The 13036-nt window shown below is 71.1% G+C and carries 10 protein-coding genes, 1 tRNA gene and 1 riboswitch; of the genes, 8 read left to right on the forward strand and 3 right to left on the reverse strand.

Annotated elements, in window-relative coordinates; translation table 11 throughout:
• The first annotated feature begins 103 nt into the window (after positions 1 to 103).
• The 5 genes from ACGFZW_RS13655 to ACGFZW_RS13675 all read left to right on the forward strand — a co-directional run bounded on the left by ACGFZW_RS13655 (position 104) and on the right by ACGFZW_RS13675 (position 5672).
• Positions 104 to 454: a metallopeptidase family protein gene (locus ACGFZW_RS13655; RefSeq protein WP_393893243.1), complete on the forward strand. Its 351-nt coding sequence runs from the start codon at positions 104 to 106 to the stop codon at positions 452 to 454.
• Positions 455 to 629: 175 nt separating this feature from the next.
• Complete coding sequence (locus ACGFZW_RS13660) at positions 630 to 1253, forward strand: hypothetical protein (protein WP_393893244.1); 624 nt, start codon at positions 630 to 632, stop codon at positions 1251 to 1253.
• Positions 1254 to 1478: 225 nt separating this feature from the next.
• Positions 1479 to 3686, forward strand: coding sequence for a DEAD/DEAH box helicase (locus ACGFZW_RS13665; protein ID WP_393893245.1), 2208 nt, complete (start codon positions 1479 to 1481; stop codon positions 3684 to 3686).
• Between the two features lie 334 nt (positions 3687 to 4020).
• Positions 4021 to 4093 (forward strand) — tRNA-Lys (locus ACGFZW_RS13670).
• 499 nt (positions 4094 to 4592) lie between these two features.
• The gene (locus ACGFZW_RS13675; protein WP_393893288.1) at positions 4593 to 5672 is read left to right on the forward strand and encodes a PP2C family protein-serine/threonine phosphatase; all 1080 of its coding nucleotides are present in this window, start codon (positions 4593 to 4595) and stop codon (positions 5670 to 5672) included.
• A 108-nt stretch (positions 5673 to 5780) separates the two neighbouring features.
• Here the strand turns inward: ACGFZW_RS13675 and ACGFZW_RS13680 are convergent, their stop codons facing one another.
• On the reverse strand, positions 5781 to 6887 hold the full coding sequence (locus tag ACGFZW_RS13680; RefSeq protein ID WP_393893246.1) for a DUF2332 family protein: 1107 nt from the start codon (positions 6885 to 6887) through the stop codon (positions 5781 to 5783).
• Positions 6888 to 7425: 538 nt separating this feature from the next.
• Positions 7426 to 7569: riboswitch (cyclic di-AMP (ydaO/yuaA leader) on the forward strand.
• A gap of 11 nt (positions 7570 to 7580) precedes the next feature.
• Between ACGFZW_RS13680 and ACGFZW_RS13685 the strand changes: the two genes are divergently transcribed.
• Entirely contained in the window at positions 7581 to 8759 is a 1179-nt protein-coding gene (locus ACGFZW_RS13685) for a M23 family metallopeptidase (protein ID WP_393893247.1), read from the forward strand.
• Between the two features lie 349 nt (positions 8760 to 9108).
• The gene (locus ACGFZW_RS13690) at positions 9109 to 10050 is read left to right on the forward strand and encodes an aldo/keto reductase (RefSeq protein WP_393893248.1); all 942 of its coding nucleotides are present in this window, start codon (positions 9109 to 9111) and stop codon (positions 10048 to 10050) included.
• A gap of 115 nt (positions 10051 to 10165) precedes the next feature.
• Here the strand turns inward: ACGFZW_RS13690 and ACGFZW_RS13695 are convergent, their stop codons facing one another.
• The gene (locus tag ACGFZW_RS13695; protein ID WP_393893249.1) at positions 10166 to 10468 is read right to left on the reverse strand and encodes a hypothetical protein; all 303 of its coding nucleotides are present in this window, start codon (positions 10466 to 10468) and stop codon (positions 10166 to 10168) included.
• 164 nt (positions 10469 to 10632) lie between these two features.
• On the opposite strand from ACGFZW_RS13695, the gene ACGFZW_RS13700 reads away from it, so the two are divergent.
• A complete protein-coding gene (locus ACGFZW_RS13700) occupies positions 10633 to 11589 on the forward strand; it encodes a YDG/SRA domain-containing protein (RefSeq protein ID WP_393893250.1) in 957 nt (318 codons plus the stop codon).
• 60 nt (positions 11590 to 11649) lie between these two features.
• Here ACGFZW_RS13700 and ACGFZW_RS13705 read toward each other — a convergent pair whose 3' ends face one another.
• Positions 11650 to 13020 carry a PrsW family intramembrane metalloprotease gene (locus ACGFZW_RS13705; protein ID WP_393893251.1) on the reverse strand — a complete coding sequence of 457 codons (1371 nt, stop codon included), beginning with the start codon at positions 13018 to 13020 and terminating at the stop codon, positions 11650 to 11652.
• Positions 13021 to 13036 lie beyond the last annotated feature (16 nt).

Below are 13036 nucleotides of genomic sequence, written 5' to 3' on the forward strand. Positions count from 1 at the left end.
GTGGTGCGGGAAGGAAGGGTGGGGCTGCTGGTGCGGTCCAGGGGCGCGCGTCGACCGCGGTCCTCGACGCCCGGTTCCGGGGCCGGTAGCGGAGAATGGTGGTGTGCTGGAAATGACGCGTGAGGAGTTCGAGGAACTGGTCGCAGAGGCGCTGGACCGGATCCCCCCGGAGCTGACCCGGCTCATGGACAACGTTGCGGTGTTCGTCGAGGACGAGCCCCCGTCCGAGGACCCCGAGCTGCTCGGGCTCTACGAGGGGACGCCGCTCACCGACCGCGGGGAGTGGTACGCGGGCGTGCTCCCCGACCGGATCACGATCTACCGGGGGCCCACGCTGCGGATGTGCGCGACGCGCGAGGACGTCGTCACCGAGACCGAGGTGACGGTCGTTCATGAGATCGCGCACCACTTCGGCATCGACGACGAGCGGCTGCACGCGCTGGGCTACGGCTGAGCCGATCCGGCCTGCGGTACGCGTGTCCTCAAGCCCGGGGCGGGAGTTGGGCAGGGCGTCCGTCGCCGCTGTCCCTGCGCTCCGGATCCGGAGGTCCCCGCCCGTGCGCCCGATCCCTTCCCGTCCCCGCGTCCCCGTCCCCGGCCCCCATCCCTCGCCGACGCCGTCCCCGTCGGTGAATGCTGCGCCGTCCCCCGCGCCGTCCCCCGCCGCCCGGCGCCCCGCCCGGTCCGCTCCGGTCCTGCCCACGGGCCGCCCGCTGGCCCGGGTCACCGCCGCAGCGGTGACCGTCTCGGCGCTGGCCGCCTCGCTGGCCGGCTGCCTGAGCGTGAGTGACGCGGAGCCCCCGAAGCCGTCGGGCAGCGCCGCCCGGCAGGACGGGAAGGACGCGGAGCCCGGACCCGGCGGGGTCACGGCCGACGGGCGCGGCGACGGTCCACGGCGGATGGGGCGTACCGGCGAGGCGAAGCGGGCGGCCGGCGCCGGCGGGGACGCGGAGCCGTCGGCGGGTGCGACGCCGAAGGCATCGGTGCCGGCGACGCCGAAGCTTCCGGTGGAACCGTCCGGGCCGGAACCCGGCGCGGGTCATGGCAGCTCAGGGGGTGCGGGCGGGTCCGGTGGCGACCCGGACCCGGCGCCTTCGCATCCCGACCGGCCGTCCTCACCGCCGCCCTCGCCGGCCCCCACCACGCCGCCCGCGGAGCCCACTGCGCCGCCGAGCAGCCCGCCGCCCTCGGCGCAGGCGTCCGGTCCGTTGCCCAGCTCCCCGCTGTCCTCGCAGGTCGACCCGGGCGCGTGAGCGCCGGGAGGAGGGCGGGAGCGGCCCCCGAGGGGCGTATTTGCCTTCCAGGGGGCGGAGTGCGTATGGTGGTAGATCGTTTGATCCCATTTGCCCGGCGCCAGAAAAGAAGCGCGCCGCGTGGCGCGTTCTCTCCCTTGCCGTGGCTGACCGCATAGAGGCGGTCTTTGTGAAACACACGGAGTTTGGGCGCGTGCCGAGACTCCGGAAGGTTTCGCATTTCGCATGTCAATTTCCACTGAGCAGTCCGTCATGCCCGCAGACGAGCAGACGGCTCCCGAGGCGATCGAGACGGCCGAGACGGCCGACGCCCCGGTGATCGACGAGGCCGCAGAGCCGACCGTCACCTTCGACTCCCTCGGACTGCCCGAAGGCGTCGTCCGCAAGCTGGCCCAGAACGGCGTCACCACGCCCTTCCCGATCCAGGCCGCGACCATCCCGGACGCCCTGGCCGGCAAGGACATCCTCGGCCGTGGCCGTACCGGCTCCGGCAAGACCCTCTCCTTCGGTCTGCCGACGCTGGCGCAGCTCGCCGGTGGCCACACCGAGAAGAAGAAGCCGCGCGCGGTCATCCTGACGCCGACCCGTGAGCTCGCGATGCAGGTCGCGGACGCCCTCCAGCCCTACGGCGACGTCCTCGGGCTGAAGATGAAGGTCGTCTGCGGCGGCACGTCCATGGGCAACCAGATCTACGCCCTGGAGCGCGGCGTCGACGTCCTCGTCGCCACCCCGGGCCGGCTGCGCGACATCATCAACCGTGGCGCCTGCTCCCTGGAGAACGTCCAGGTCGCGGTCCTCGACGAGGCCGACCAGATGTCCGACCTGGGCTTCCTGCCCGAGGTCACCGAGCTGCTCGACCAGGTTCCGTCCGGCGGTCAGCGGATGCTCTTCTCCGCCACGATGGAGAACGAGATCGGCACGCTGGTCAAGCGTTACCTGACCGACCCGGTCAGCCACGAGGTCGACAGCGCCCAGGGCAACGTCACGACCATGACGCACCACGTCCTCGTCGTGAAGCCGAAGGACAAGGCGCCGGTCACCGCCGCCATCGCCGCCCGCAAGGGCCGCACGATCATCTTCGTCCGCACCCAGCTGGGCGCCGACCGCATCGCCGAGCAGCTCGTCGACGCGGGCGTGAAGGCCGACGCGCTGCACGGCGGCATGACGCAGGGCGCCCGTACGCGGGTCCTCGCGGACTTCAAGGACGGCTACGTCAACGCGCTCGTCGCGACCGACGTCGCCGCCCGCGGTATCCACGTCGACGGCATCGACCTGGTGCTGAACGTCGACCCCGCAGGTGACCACAAGGACTACCTGCACCGCTCGGGCCGTACCGCTCGCGCCGGCCAGTCCGGCACGGTCGTCTCGCTGTCGCTGCCGCACCAGCGTCGGCAGATCTTCCGCCTGATGGAGGACGCGGGCGTGGACGCCTCGCGCCACATCGTCGGCGGCGCCGGTGCCTTCGACGACGACGTCGCCCGGATCACCGGCGCGCGTTCGCTCACCGAGGTCCAGGCCGACGGTGCCAACAACTCCGCCAAGCAGGCTGAGCGCGAGGTGGCCGAGCTCACCCGCGAGCTGGAGCGCCTGCAGCGCCGCGCCACCGAGCTGCGCGAGGAGGCGGACCGGCTGACCGCCCGCGCCGCCCGCGAGCGCGGCGAGGACCCGGCCGAGGCGCTCGCCGCCGCTGCCGCGACCGAAGAGGCCGCCGCCGAGGCGCCCGAGGTCACCGTGCCGGCCCAGGCCACTTCGGACGAGGCGCCGCGTCGCTCCTCCTCCTACGAGCGCCGTGACGACCGCGGCAACTTCGACCGCCGTGACCGTCGTGATGACCGGTCGGGTGGCGGTTTTAACCGTGACCGTCGTGATGACCGGTCGGGTGGCGGTTTTAACCGTGACCGTCGTGATGACCGTTCCGGTGGTGGCTTCAACCGTGACCGTCGTGATGACCGGTCGGGTGGCGGTTTCAACCGTGACCGTCGTGATGACCGGTCGGGTGGCGGTTTCAACCGTGACCGTCGTGATGACCGTTCCGGTGGTGGCTTCAACCGTGACCGTCGTGATGACCGGTCGGGTGGCGGTTTCAACCGTGACCGTCGCGATGACCGTTCCGGTGGTGGCTTCAACCGTGACCGTCGCGACGACCGTTCCGGCGGCGGCTTCAACCGCGACCGTGGCGACCGTCCGAGCCGTCCGTTCAACCGCGACGACCGCTCCGGTGGCCGTCCGTCCTCCGGTGGCTACCGTTCCGGTGGCGGCGACCGTCCGTTCAACCGCGACGACCGCTCCGGTGGCCGTCCGTCCTCCGGTGGCTTCCGCTCCGGTGGCGGCGACCGTCCGCACGGCCGTCGTGACGAGCACCGTGGCACCGGCACCGCGACCGGCTCCTTCGGCCGCCGTGACGACAAGCCGCGCTGGAAGCGCAACGGCTGACGGTTCCGTCTGACCGTGCCGGTCGATCACTTCGGCCGGCACGTCGACAACTGAGGCAACGCAGGGCCCGTACGACACGCAAGTGCCGTACGGGCCCTGTGCGTTGGCCAGGACAGGGCGGGTTGCCCGGCGCGTCGGTTCCCAGGGACGGGCCTGGGTTGCGTGGCTCTCCGGGCGGATCGGCGGGCGTGTGCGGCTGCCCGGATTCCGGTCAGCGGGAGCTGCCGACGGTGTGGGGGGAGTGGCTCGGGGAGGGCCCGGGCAAGCCCGTCGGGACCGCTGATGCCTAATGGCTTCGGGCTGGGGCGCATGGTCGGGCTATGCTGCTCGGTGCGGGCCATTAGCTCAATTGGCAGAGCAGTGGACTTTTAATCCATTGGTTCAGGGTTCGAGCCCCTGATGGCCCACCGTTTCTGACGCCCCGTGAGGGGCTGACCAGCAATTTTGTGCCTCGGCGCGCGCGAGCGGCCGAGGCACAGCTGTTTTTTGGGGCATCGGCCCGGTGGTGTGCCCGGGGTGGTGAGTGCGTGGCCGGGTGTGCGGTGCCGCCCGGCAGCAGTCGTCGTCCCGGTCGTCCCGTCAGACCCAGGCGTTGATCCCGGAATTGCCCGCTTTCGGGTAGTGGTCTCTCATGTGACGGCTGTGGCGGTTGTGAGGGGGCGCCGGCGGTATGGCGGTCCGGGCCGCGTGCCGTGACCCGTCCGGCCCATGAGGACTCGCCCCGTGGCCCCGTAACGGAAAGCCTTGGGAAAGCCGAGGGCGCCGCACCCCATGGCCGACGCCCGACGCCATGACCGATGCCGACGCCGTGCGCGGCGGGCGGGAGAGGGAAGAGGGCCGGTGCGGGTACTCGGAGGCGGCAGGGCCCGCACGGGCGACGCGGAGCGGCGCGCGCGCCGGGAGCGGATGTCGCCCTTGAGCCGCCGTTCGGCGCGCTGGCTGCCGCTCATCCTGATCGTCGGCGGCGTGGTCTTCGACATCGCGACGCCGGAGCAGTACACCGCCTCGCCGTTCTTCTCCGCCGCCCCGCTCGTCGCGGCACCGCTCTACTCCCTGCGCGCCACGGCGGCCGTCGCAGCGGCGGCCGTCATCGGCGAACTCTGGTCCGTCGTCCATCACGGCACCAAGGACACCCACGAGTCGGCCACCGAGGCCGTGACCGTTCTGATCGTCGCCGTGCTGGCTCTCGGCATCAACCGCGCCGTCGGCAGGAACGACGCCCGGCTCGCCTCCGTACGCGACGTCTCCGAGGCCGCCCAGCGGGCCGTACTGCCGACGCCCGCGGACCGGATCGGCGGCCTCGCGGTCGCCGCGCGCTACGTGGGGGCGCGGGCGGACGCCAGGATCGGGGGCGATCTCTACGCCGTGCAGGACACCCCGCACGGCGTCCGGCTGATCGTCGGCGATGTGCGCGGCAAGGGGCTGGAGGCGGTGGAGGCCGCGGCGATCGTCATCGGCGCCTTCCGGGAGGCGGCGGAGCAGGAGACCTCGTTGGAGGCGGTGGCGGGCCGACTGGAGCGGGCACTGCAGCGCGAGGGCAGGAGACGCGACGGGCTCGACCAGTTCGAGGGGTTCACCACGGCCGTCCTGGCGGAGGTCCCTTCCAAGGAGCGAGCCGTGCTGCGCGTCCTCAACCGCGGCCACCCGCCCCCGCTGCTGCTCGCCCCGGACGGCGGCCTGCTGGAACTGGCCCCTTCGGCGCCGGCGCTGCCGCTGGGGATGAGCGAGGTGGCGGGGTGGCCGGACCGGGCGGACGAGACGTTCTTCCCGGCCGGTTCGCTGCTGCTGCTTTTCACCGACGGGGTGACCGAGGCCCGCAACCTCGCCAATCGGTTCTACGACCCGTCGGCCAGGCTGCGCGGCCGTCATTTCAACGGCCCGGCGGACCTCCTCGACCTGCTGGTGAAGGACGTCGCGCGGCACACGGGAGGGGCGCCCGCCGACGACATGGCGCTGCTCGCGGTGCAGCGGCCGCTGGGGGTCTAGCGGCGGCGGCTCCCTTGCCCGCGGCTCCGTACCCTCCTTCGGGCTCGGCGGCCTTCGGGCCGCTACGGGGCTCCGCCGCCCTCGGGCCCCTTCGTCCGGGCAGGGCGGTCAGCGGGCCCCGAGGTCGGGTTCCCGGAGCCAGTGCAGGATCTGGCCGTGCGGTCCGGTGAGGGCGACCGGTTGCTCGTTCAGCGAGAGCGTCAGCAGGTGTGCGTACTCGGGGGGCAGCGCGTCGTGCGCCGGGTCGGTGATCCAGGGCAGCTCGGTGTGGTGCTCGTTGGAGATCCAGTGCCCGGGGCCACCCCGCTCGGCGAGGACGGACCGTACGAGCCGGGCGAACTCCGCACGGCGGGCCGGCGGCAGATACATCAGCACGGTGCTGTGGAAGATGACCAGCGTCGCCTCCCGCGGGGCCGCGGCGGCCAGCGCCGGCAGCTCGTCGACCAGATCCCCGCGGACGATAGCGGGGCGGGGCGCGTCCCGTACCGCTTCGACGGCGGCCGCGAGCCGGTCCGCACGCGCCCGCTGGCCGGGCCAGATCAGGGCCTGCAGCCAGCGATGGTCGTCGGGCCGGGCGATCGGGTCGAGCGGGTCCAGATCGATGCCCGCACGCCAGACGATCTCCGGCAGGGAGGTGGGCGCGGGCGGACCGTCCGCCGGCGGGGGCGTCGCCCGGCTCGTACGGCAGGTGAACGTCACCGGGCTCCCCGGGGCGCCCATCTCCTGGGTGCCGTGGCCGCGTCCCTCGGTACCGCCCTCGTAGCGGTAGCGGTAGCGATCGGGGTGCAGACACAGCCCGGCCGACGTACCGACCTCCAGGAGCGCCAGCGGCTGTGGCAGCCGGGCGAGCAGCGGAAGCAGGGTGGCGCAGCGGGCAGGCTCGTTGGTCTGGGTGGCGCGCTGCATGATCACCGCGCGGACCTCGTCCCAGTGCCGGATCGTCCACTCCCGCCAGCGCCCGTACGCGGCCTCACCGTGCGGGCCCTGTTCGGCGTGCGGACCGTCGAGATAGCGGACGGCGGCGAGGAGGAGATTGGGCTGCTGCTTGTTCCCGGCGGGCAGCGAACCCGCGAGCACGTCGCAGAACTCGGCGTCCTGACTGATCCGCGCGGTCAGCTCCTCGTGGGCGTCGGACTGCCCCCGCGCCTGCTGCCAGGAGAACTCCCGGTATCGATCGGCCACTGTCTGCGCGCTGTTGACGACGTTGACGACCATGATCCGACGTTACTGCTCTCACGCTCCGTGAGGGGCGGGCACCCCTCCGCATAACGACTGGCGCACGATCGTCGCGAGATCGTTTGGAGCGGAGCGATCAACTCGCCCGGATTGGGGCACCCATGGGTGAAAAAGTCCAAGCCAAAGGTCCTACGGAGCACATACGGATTCCCGGGAACGCTTGGAATTCAGTGGCCATCTCTATTACTGTCCGATAACGCAGCGCGGTCGTCCCAGCCGTCGCAAGTGGCGGCACCGCGCGCCGACGCCGAATCCCGTAAGCGCACTTCACGCACTCCCGCACCTCCAGCACTCCCAGCAATGCCGCACCCTCCGTATCTCCAGTCTCGCTCCGAACTTCACGCAACTCCCGCACTTCACGCACCTTCTGCACATCGCGCACGCCGCCACCGCACCTCGTACCGGTCGGCCGCACGACCTGCTCCGGTGCACCGAAGACCGCCGAGTCGCGCCGAAGGCCCGAAGCCGTCGGCCGGAGCCGCGGAACACACCGGCCCTGCCGAGCTCGCCGAAGGCGCACCGAAACGCACCGAACTGCACCAAGGGAACCGGGGAACCACCACCTTGGGGTGAATCGGACGCTCTCGCCAGAGGGTGCCCGTAGGAGACCTTCCTGCTCCGAACCCGTCAGCTAACCCGGTAGGCGAGAAGGAAGGAAAGGAGTGCGCCCCCGTGGCGTCCAACAGGCCTGCCCCCGAGGTTCCGTCCGCCTACGACCTCGATGACCGGAGCGTCTTCGACGGGCCGGGTCCCCTCCACGGCCCGGGATCCCCTGACGGCCGAGGTCCCCTCGACGTCCGGGACTCCGGATTCGGATTCCCTCCCGCCGACCGTGACGGCGACGGGGAATGGGAGGAGTGGAATCCCACCGAGGAGTCCATCCGCCCCGTCCGCGGCAAGCACCGGGTGGCCAGACAGCGCGGCGGCGGACTCGCCCGCAGCAGCACCGTCCTGGGCGTCGGCGTGATCGCCGCGGTCGGCGCCGGCGGGATGGCCACGGCCGAGGGCCGGCCGCCGGTCCCGATCTCGATGCCGGACGTCAGCGGCATGGCCGACGACCTCTCCGAGAAGCTGCCGGACGCCAAGTCGCTCCCCGGCATCGGTGGCCTCATATCCGACGCGGACCAGGACTCCGGTTCTGCCGCATCGGCCGCGGGTGGCGCGGACTCCGCGGTCGCCGGCGCCCCCCTCGCCTCCCAGGGCAAGGACGCGGGCGAGGCACTGCGCAACCGCATCCTGCAGCAGGCCGACGCCCAGCAGGGTGCCGGCGAGCAGCAAGCGCGCGATGCCGCCCAGGACGCGGCCGTCGAGAAGGCCGAGGAGGACGCGGCCGACCACCAGAAGGAGGCCGAGAAGGCTGCCGCTGCCAAGAAGGCGGCGGAGCTGGAGGCCAAACGCGAGGCGGCGGAGGCCGCCAGCAAGAAGGCCGAGGCGGAGCGCCTCGCCAAGCTGGCGCGGAGCTTCATCGCCCCCGTCTCCTCATACACCCTCACCGCGAGCTTCGGGCAGGCCGGCGACCGCTGGTCCGCCGATCACACCGGCCAGGACTTCGCCGCACCGACCGGCACTCTCGTCAAGGCCGTGCACTCCGGCACCATCACCCAGGCCGGCTGGGCCGGTGCGTACGGCTACCGCATCGTCCTCACCATGGACGACGGCACCGAACTCTGGTTCTGCCACCTGTCGTCCATGGTGAAGACCTCCGGCGAGGTCAAGGCCGGTGACGTCATCGGCCGCGTCGGCGCCACAGGCAACGTCACCGGCCCCCACCTCCACCTGGAGGTCCGCCCGGGCGCCGGCGACCCGATCGACCCGATGACGTGGCTGCGCGGCCACGGGGTGAGTGTCTGAGAGGCGCGTGAGGCGGCAGCAGCGGGGAGCCCCGGCGAACCGGCCGGTGGTTCACCCCGGTAGCCGTGCGAGCCGCTGTGCCGGAGGCCGCGTCCCTGAGGGGCGCGGCTTCTGCGATGCGCGGGCGGGGGGGGGAGCTTCGGAAAGGGGCCCTGTCGACGAAGTGGGCAGCGGTGCCCGGCGGGTGGGCGAACAGCGAGGGCCGAGCGAAGATCGCAGCCGGGGAGTCGCAGGACCGTAGCGGAAGCCCGCGTGCGACCGCGCCGATGGACTGCCTTGCGGGGGCTGCGCTCGGGATCGCCCTGCCGGCGGGGGAATTTTCCTCTCCGAACCGACGCTGCAACCACGCATGACCGCGACACACAAGAGCCTCGGCTCGCTCTCCGTCTCCCCCCTGTCCCTCGGCGGCAATGTCTTCGGCTGGACGGCGGACGAAGCCGAGTCCTTCGCCGTGCTCGACGCGTACGTGGCGGGCGGCGGCAACTTCATCGACACCGCAGACGTCTACTCGGCCTGGGTGCCGGGCAACAAGGGCGGCGAGTCCGAGACCGTCATCGGCAACTGGCTGGCAGCGCGCGGCAATCGCGAGGACGTCGTCATCGCCACCAAGGTCGGCGCGCACCCCGACTTCAAGGGCCTGTCCGCCCCCACCATCAAGGGCGCCGTCGACGAGTCCCTGACCCGGCTGCGCACCGACTACATCGACCTCTACTACACCCACTACGACGACGAGTCGGTCGAGGTCTCGGAGTTCCTGACCGCCCTCGACGACCTCGTACGGGCCGGCAAGGTCCGCGAGATCGCCGCGTCCAACATCTCCGCGCGGCGCCTGGAGGAGTCCCTGGCCTTCTCCACGAGCGAGGGCCTCGCCCGGTACGTCGCCCTGCAGCCGCACTACAACCTGGTCTCCCGCGACACCTACGAGGGCGAACTCGCCGACGTCGCCGCCCGCAACGGCCTGGCCGCCGTCCCGTACTACGCCCTCGCGTCGGGCTTCCTGACCGGCAAGTACCGCCCCGGCACGAGCGTCGACAGTGCCCGCGCCGAAGGCGCCGCCAAGCACCTGACGACCGACCGGGGCCGCCGCGTCCTCCAGGCCCTCGACACCGTCGCCGTCGCCCACGAGGCCGAGATCGCCACCGTCGCCCTCGCCTGGCTCGCCGCCCGGCCCACCGTCGCGGCCCCGATCGCCAGCGCCCGCACGGTGGCCCAGCTCCCGGCGCTCCTCGCGATCGGCGAACTCACCCTCACCGACGACGAACTGACCCTCCTCACAGAGGCATCGGCCTGAGAACCGGCCCCCTGCCCCGCCACCGCTGAGGGCGGCCGCGCATCACGGCGCGGCCGCCCTGGGGGCGTGCCGAGCGGGGCGGTGATCGAGGTGGCGGCCCCAGCCCCCGCTTCCGCTACTTCCGTCGATCGACAGCAACCCACGAAGCCAGCGCGACCCCACCCGCGGCCGTGAACACCGAAGGCCACGCACCGATCTTCTTCGCCAACGGGTGCGACCCGGCAAAGGCGGCCACATAGGCCCCACTCAACGCCGCAGCCGTCGCCCCACCGGCCTTCTGCTGCCACCCCCGCGCCGCCACGACCCCAGCCGCAGCCAGCGCCACCCCACCAAGCGGCCGCCTCTCGGTCCAACGAGCTACGGCGTAGCCGGCAACAAGACCACTCGCGGCCACCACACTTGTCGGTACGCGGGACATTGCACAAACCTCCATATCGGGGACGACTCCCCCCCGAGGCTACGCTCGAGTCGTCGCGGAATCGGAGGTGGTATCCCGATCACTTGGACTCGGAGGCCTGTGTGAGTCACCACAGTCTGGTCACGTACGGCATGCAGTGATCAAAGAGTTGGCATCATTCGCGCATGGCGAAGGCGAGAGCAGCAAAACCCGTTACGTTTGGTACGCCACCAGGTGTGAAAGAAGGGCAACGCTTCAAGGGGCACGCGGAGTTGCACGCCGCGGGAGTGCACCGTCAATTAGGAATGGGGATCTCGGGAACCGCGACGAAGGGCGTAGATTCCATTGTGCTCTCTGGCGGATACCTCGATGATGAGTATGGCGAGACCGAGATCATCTACACGGGTGAGGGCGGCCGCGACCGGAACACGAAGTGCATGGTCGCCGATCAGACCATGGACTCGCGAGGCAACGCCGGGCTTTTGTTGAATCAGGCCCTCGGAAACCCCGTACGAGTCATTCGCGGGTTGAAGATCAGCCCGAAGCGGAGGCAGCCCACTGACGGCTACCAATACTGCGGTCTGTTCCGTGTCGCGGAACACTGGATGACGATGGGTAAGGAGGGGTTCCGCGTCTGCCAGTTCCGTCTCCGCAAGATGGAACCGGGCGAGACGGTGAAGCCCCAACCGGTGGCTCCCGACGAGGATGCGGCCACCGACCTCGAGGAGCAGGTGCGCCGCACCGTCACGTACGAGCGCCGTCTGCGTGACTCCAAGGTTGTTCAAAGCGTCAAAGAAATGTACGACAACACCTGCCAGATGTGTGGCCTTCGCTTGGTGGTGTCACCGGATGGAAATGCCATTAGCGAGGCGGCTCATATCCAGGCATTGGGAGCGCCGCACCACGGCCCGGACAGGGTGGAGAACGTCCTGTGTCTCTGTCCAAACTGCCATGCACTCTTTGACCGTGGTGCTCGTCAGATCACGGATGGATTCGATGTGATCGATGGGCTGACGCAGAAGTTCATGCGCGCATTGCAGCGGGTCAAGGACCATCAAATAGATGTGGAACGAGTGCGGCAGCACCGAGGTCGTTGGGAGGGGCGAATGGTCTCGCCGGACCTTTTCGACGACCTGGCATAGATTATCCAGGGATTCCTGGTGCTACCCGTCCAATCTCCTGCGAAGTCAGATCGACGTGGGTCACCAGGGGCTGCCATCCGTGTGCGAAAGATCAGCGTACGAACCATTGGGCGTCGGGGGTGTGGCCGTCGCCGCCGGCCACCCAGGCGCCACCGGCCGATGAGTGGTGACCAACGCCTGGGCCAGTGCCGGGTGGGCCCAGGGGCGGTAGCGGGAGAGTTGGTGGAGGAGGTCGGCTTCTCTGGTGGCGAAGTCGGGGGTGGGGCCAGTGAGGTGGGCGCGGCGTCGGTGGAAGGAGAGGGCAGTGGCGAGGGTGGTGTATTCGGTGACGGCGCGGGCGGCGGCGGGGCCCTGGGCGCGGCGGGCGATGTTGCGGGCCAGCGCGCGGGTCTTGAGGTGGGAGAGGGCGGTGGGTTCGGCGGGGGCGAGCCAGCCGGCGGCGGCGTAGGGGGCGAGGTAGCCGCGCAGGGAGAGGAGTTCCTGTCGGCGGGCCCATATGGCCAGCCAGGTCACGGTGATGAACACGGGGACCATGAACAGGCCGTAGATGGTGAGGAAGCCGAGGTCCCCGAGGGACGACGCGCTGTTCCAGATGGAGTGCAGCAGGACGGCGGTGAGCAGGCCGAGTACGGGCACCGCGGTCCGGGCGCCGCGGCGGCGGGGATAGCGGACGGCGGCTATGCCGAACGCCAGGCCGGTCAGCGTCGTGAACAGCGGATGCGCGAACGGGGACACCACGACGCGGATGAAGAAGGTGCCCGCGGTGGCCGAGTCCAGGCCGGAGTGGCCCAGGGACTGGTCCTGGCCGAAGGCGCTGCCCAGGTAGAGGATGTTCTCGGTGAAGGCGAAGCCGGTGGCGGTGATGCCGGCGATGACGATGCCGTCCGTGATGCCGTCGAAATCGCGCCGGCGAAAGCGGTAGAGGAGGAGGACGGCCGCGGCCTTGACCGATTCCTCGACGACCGGCGCGATGACGGTCGCCCCCCAGGTCTCTGCCTCCGAGGCGGATGTGGCGGCGACGTTGGCGGCCAGCCAGTCGGTGGCGAAGCCGTTGGCGAGCACCGCGACGAGTGTGGCCGCGCAGGCACCCCAGGCGAAGGCGAACGCGAGGTTGCGCCACGGCTCGGGTTCTATGTGATCGAGCCAGCAGAACGCCGCGATCAGCGGCGGCACCGGGAAGACGGCGAGTCCGAGCCCGACCAGGAAGCCCTCGGTGCCGGTCTGCCCGCGGACGATCCCGATGATGACCACGCCGCAGAGCGCGAGGAGCGAGACCAACGCGATGGCGCGCACGGTCTTGCTGTGCCAGGGCGCCGGGCGGCGATGCGCCGGGGCATGGCCGAGGGCGTGGGCGGGGCCGTGGGCCGGCGGGCGTGAGTGGGGCGCGTACGCCGGGCGGGGCGGATACGGGGGCGGCTGGGACGGAGACACCCAAGGACCCTAACCA

The organism is Streptomyces sp. NPDC048248 (assembly GCF_043201875.1).
In the GTDB taxonomy this organism is placed as follows: Bacteria; Actinomycetota; Actinomycetes; order Streptomycetales; family Streptomycetaceae; genus Streptomyces.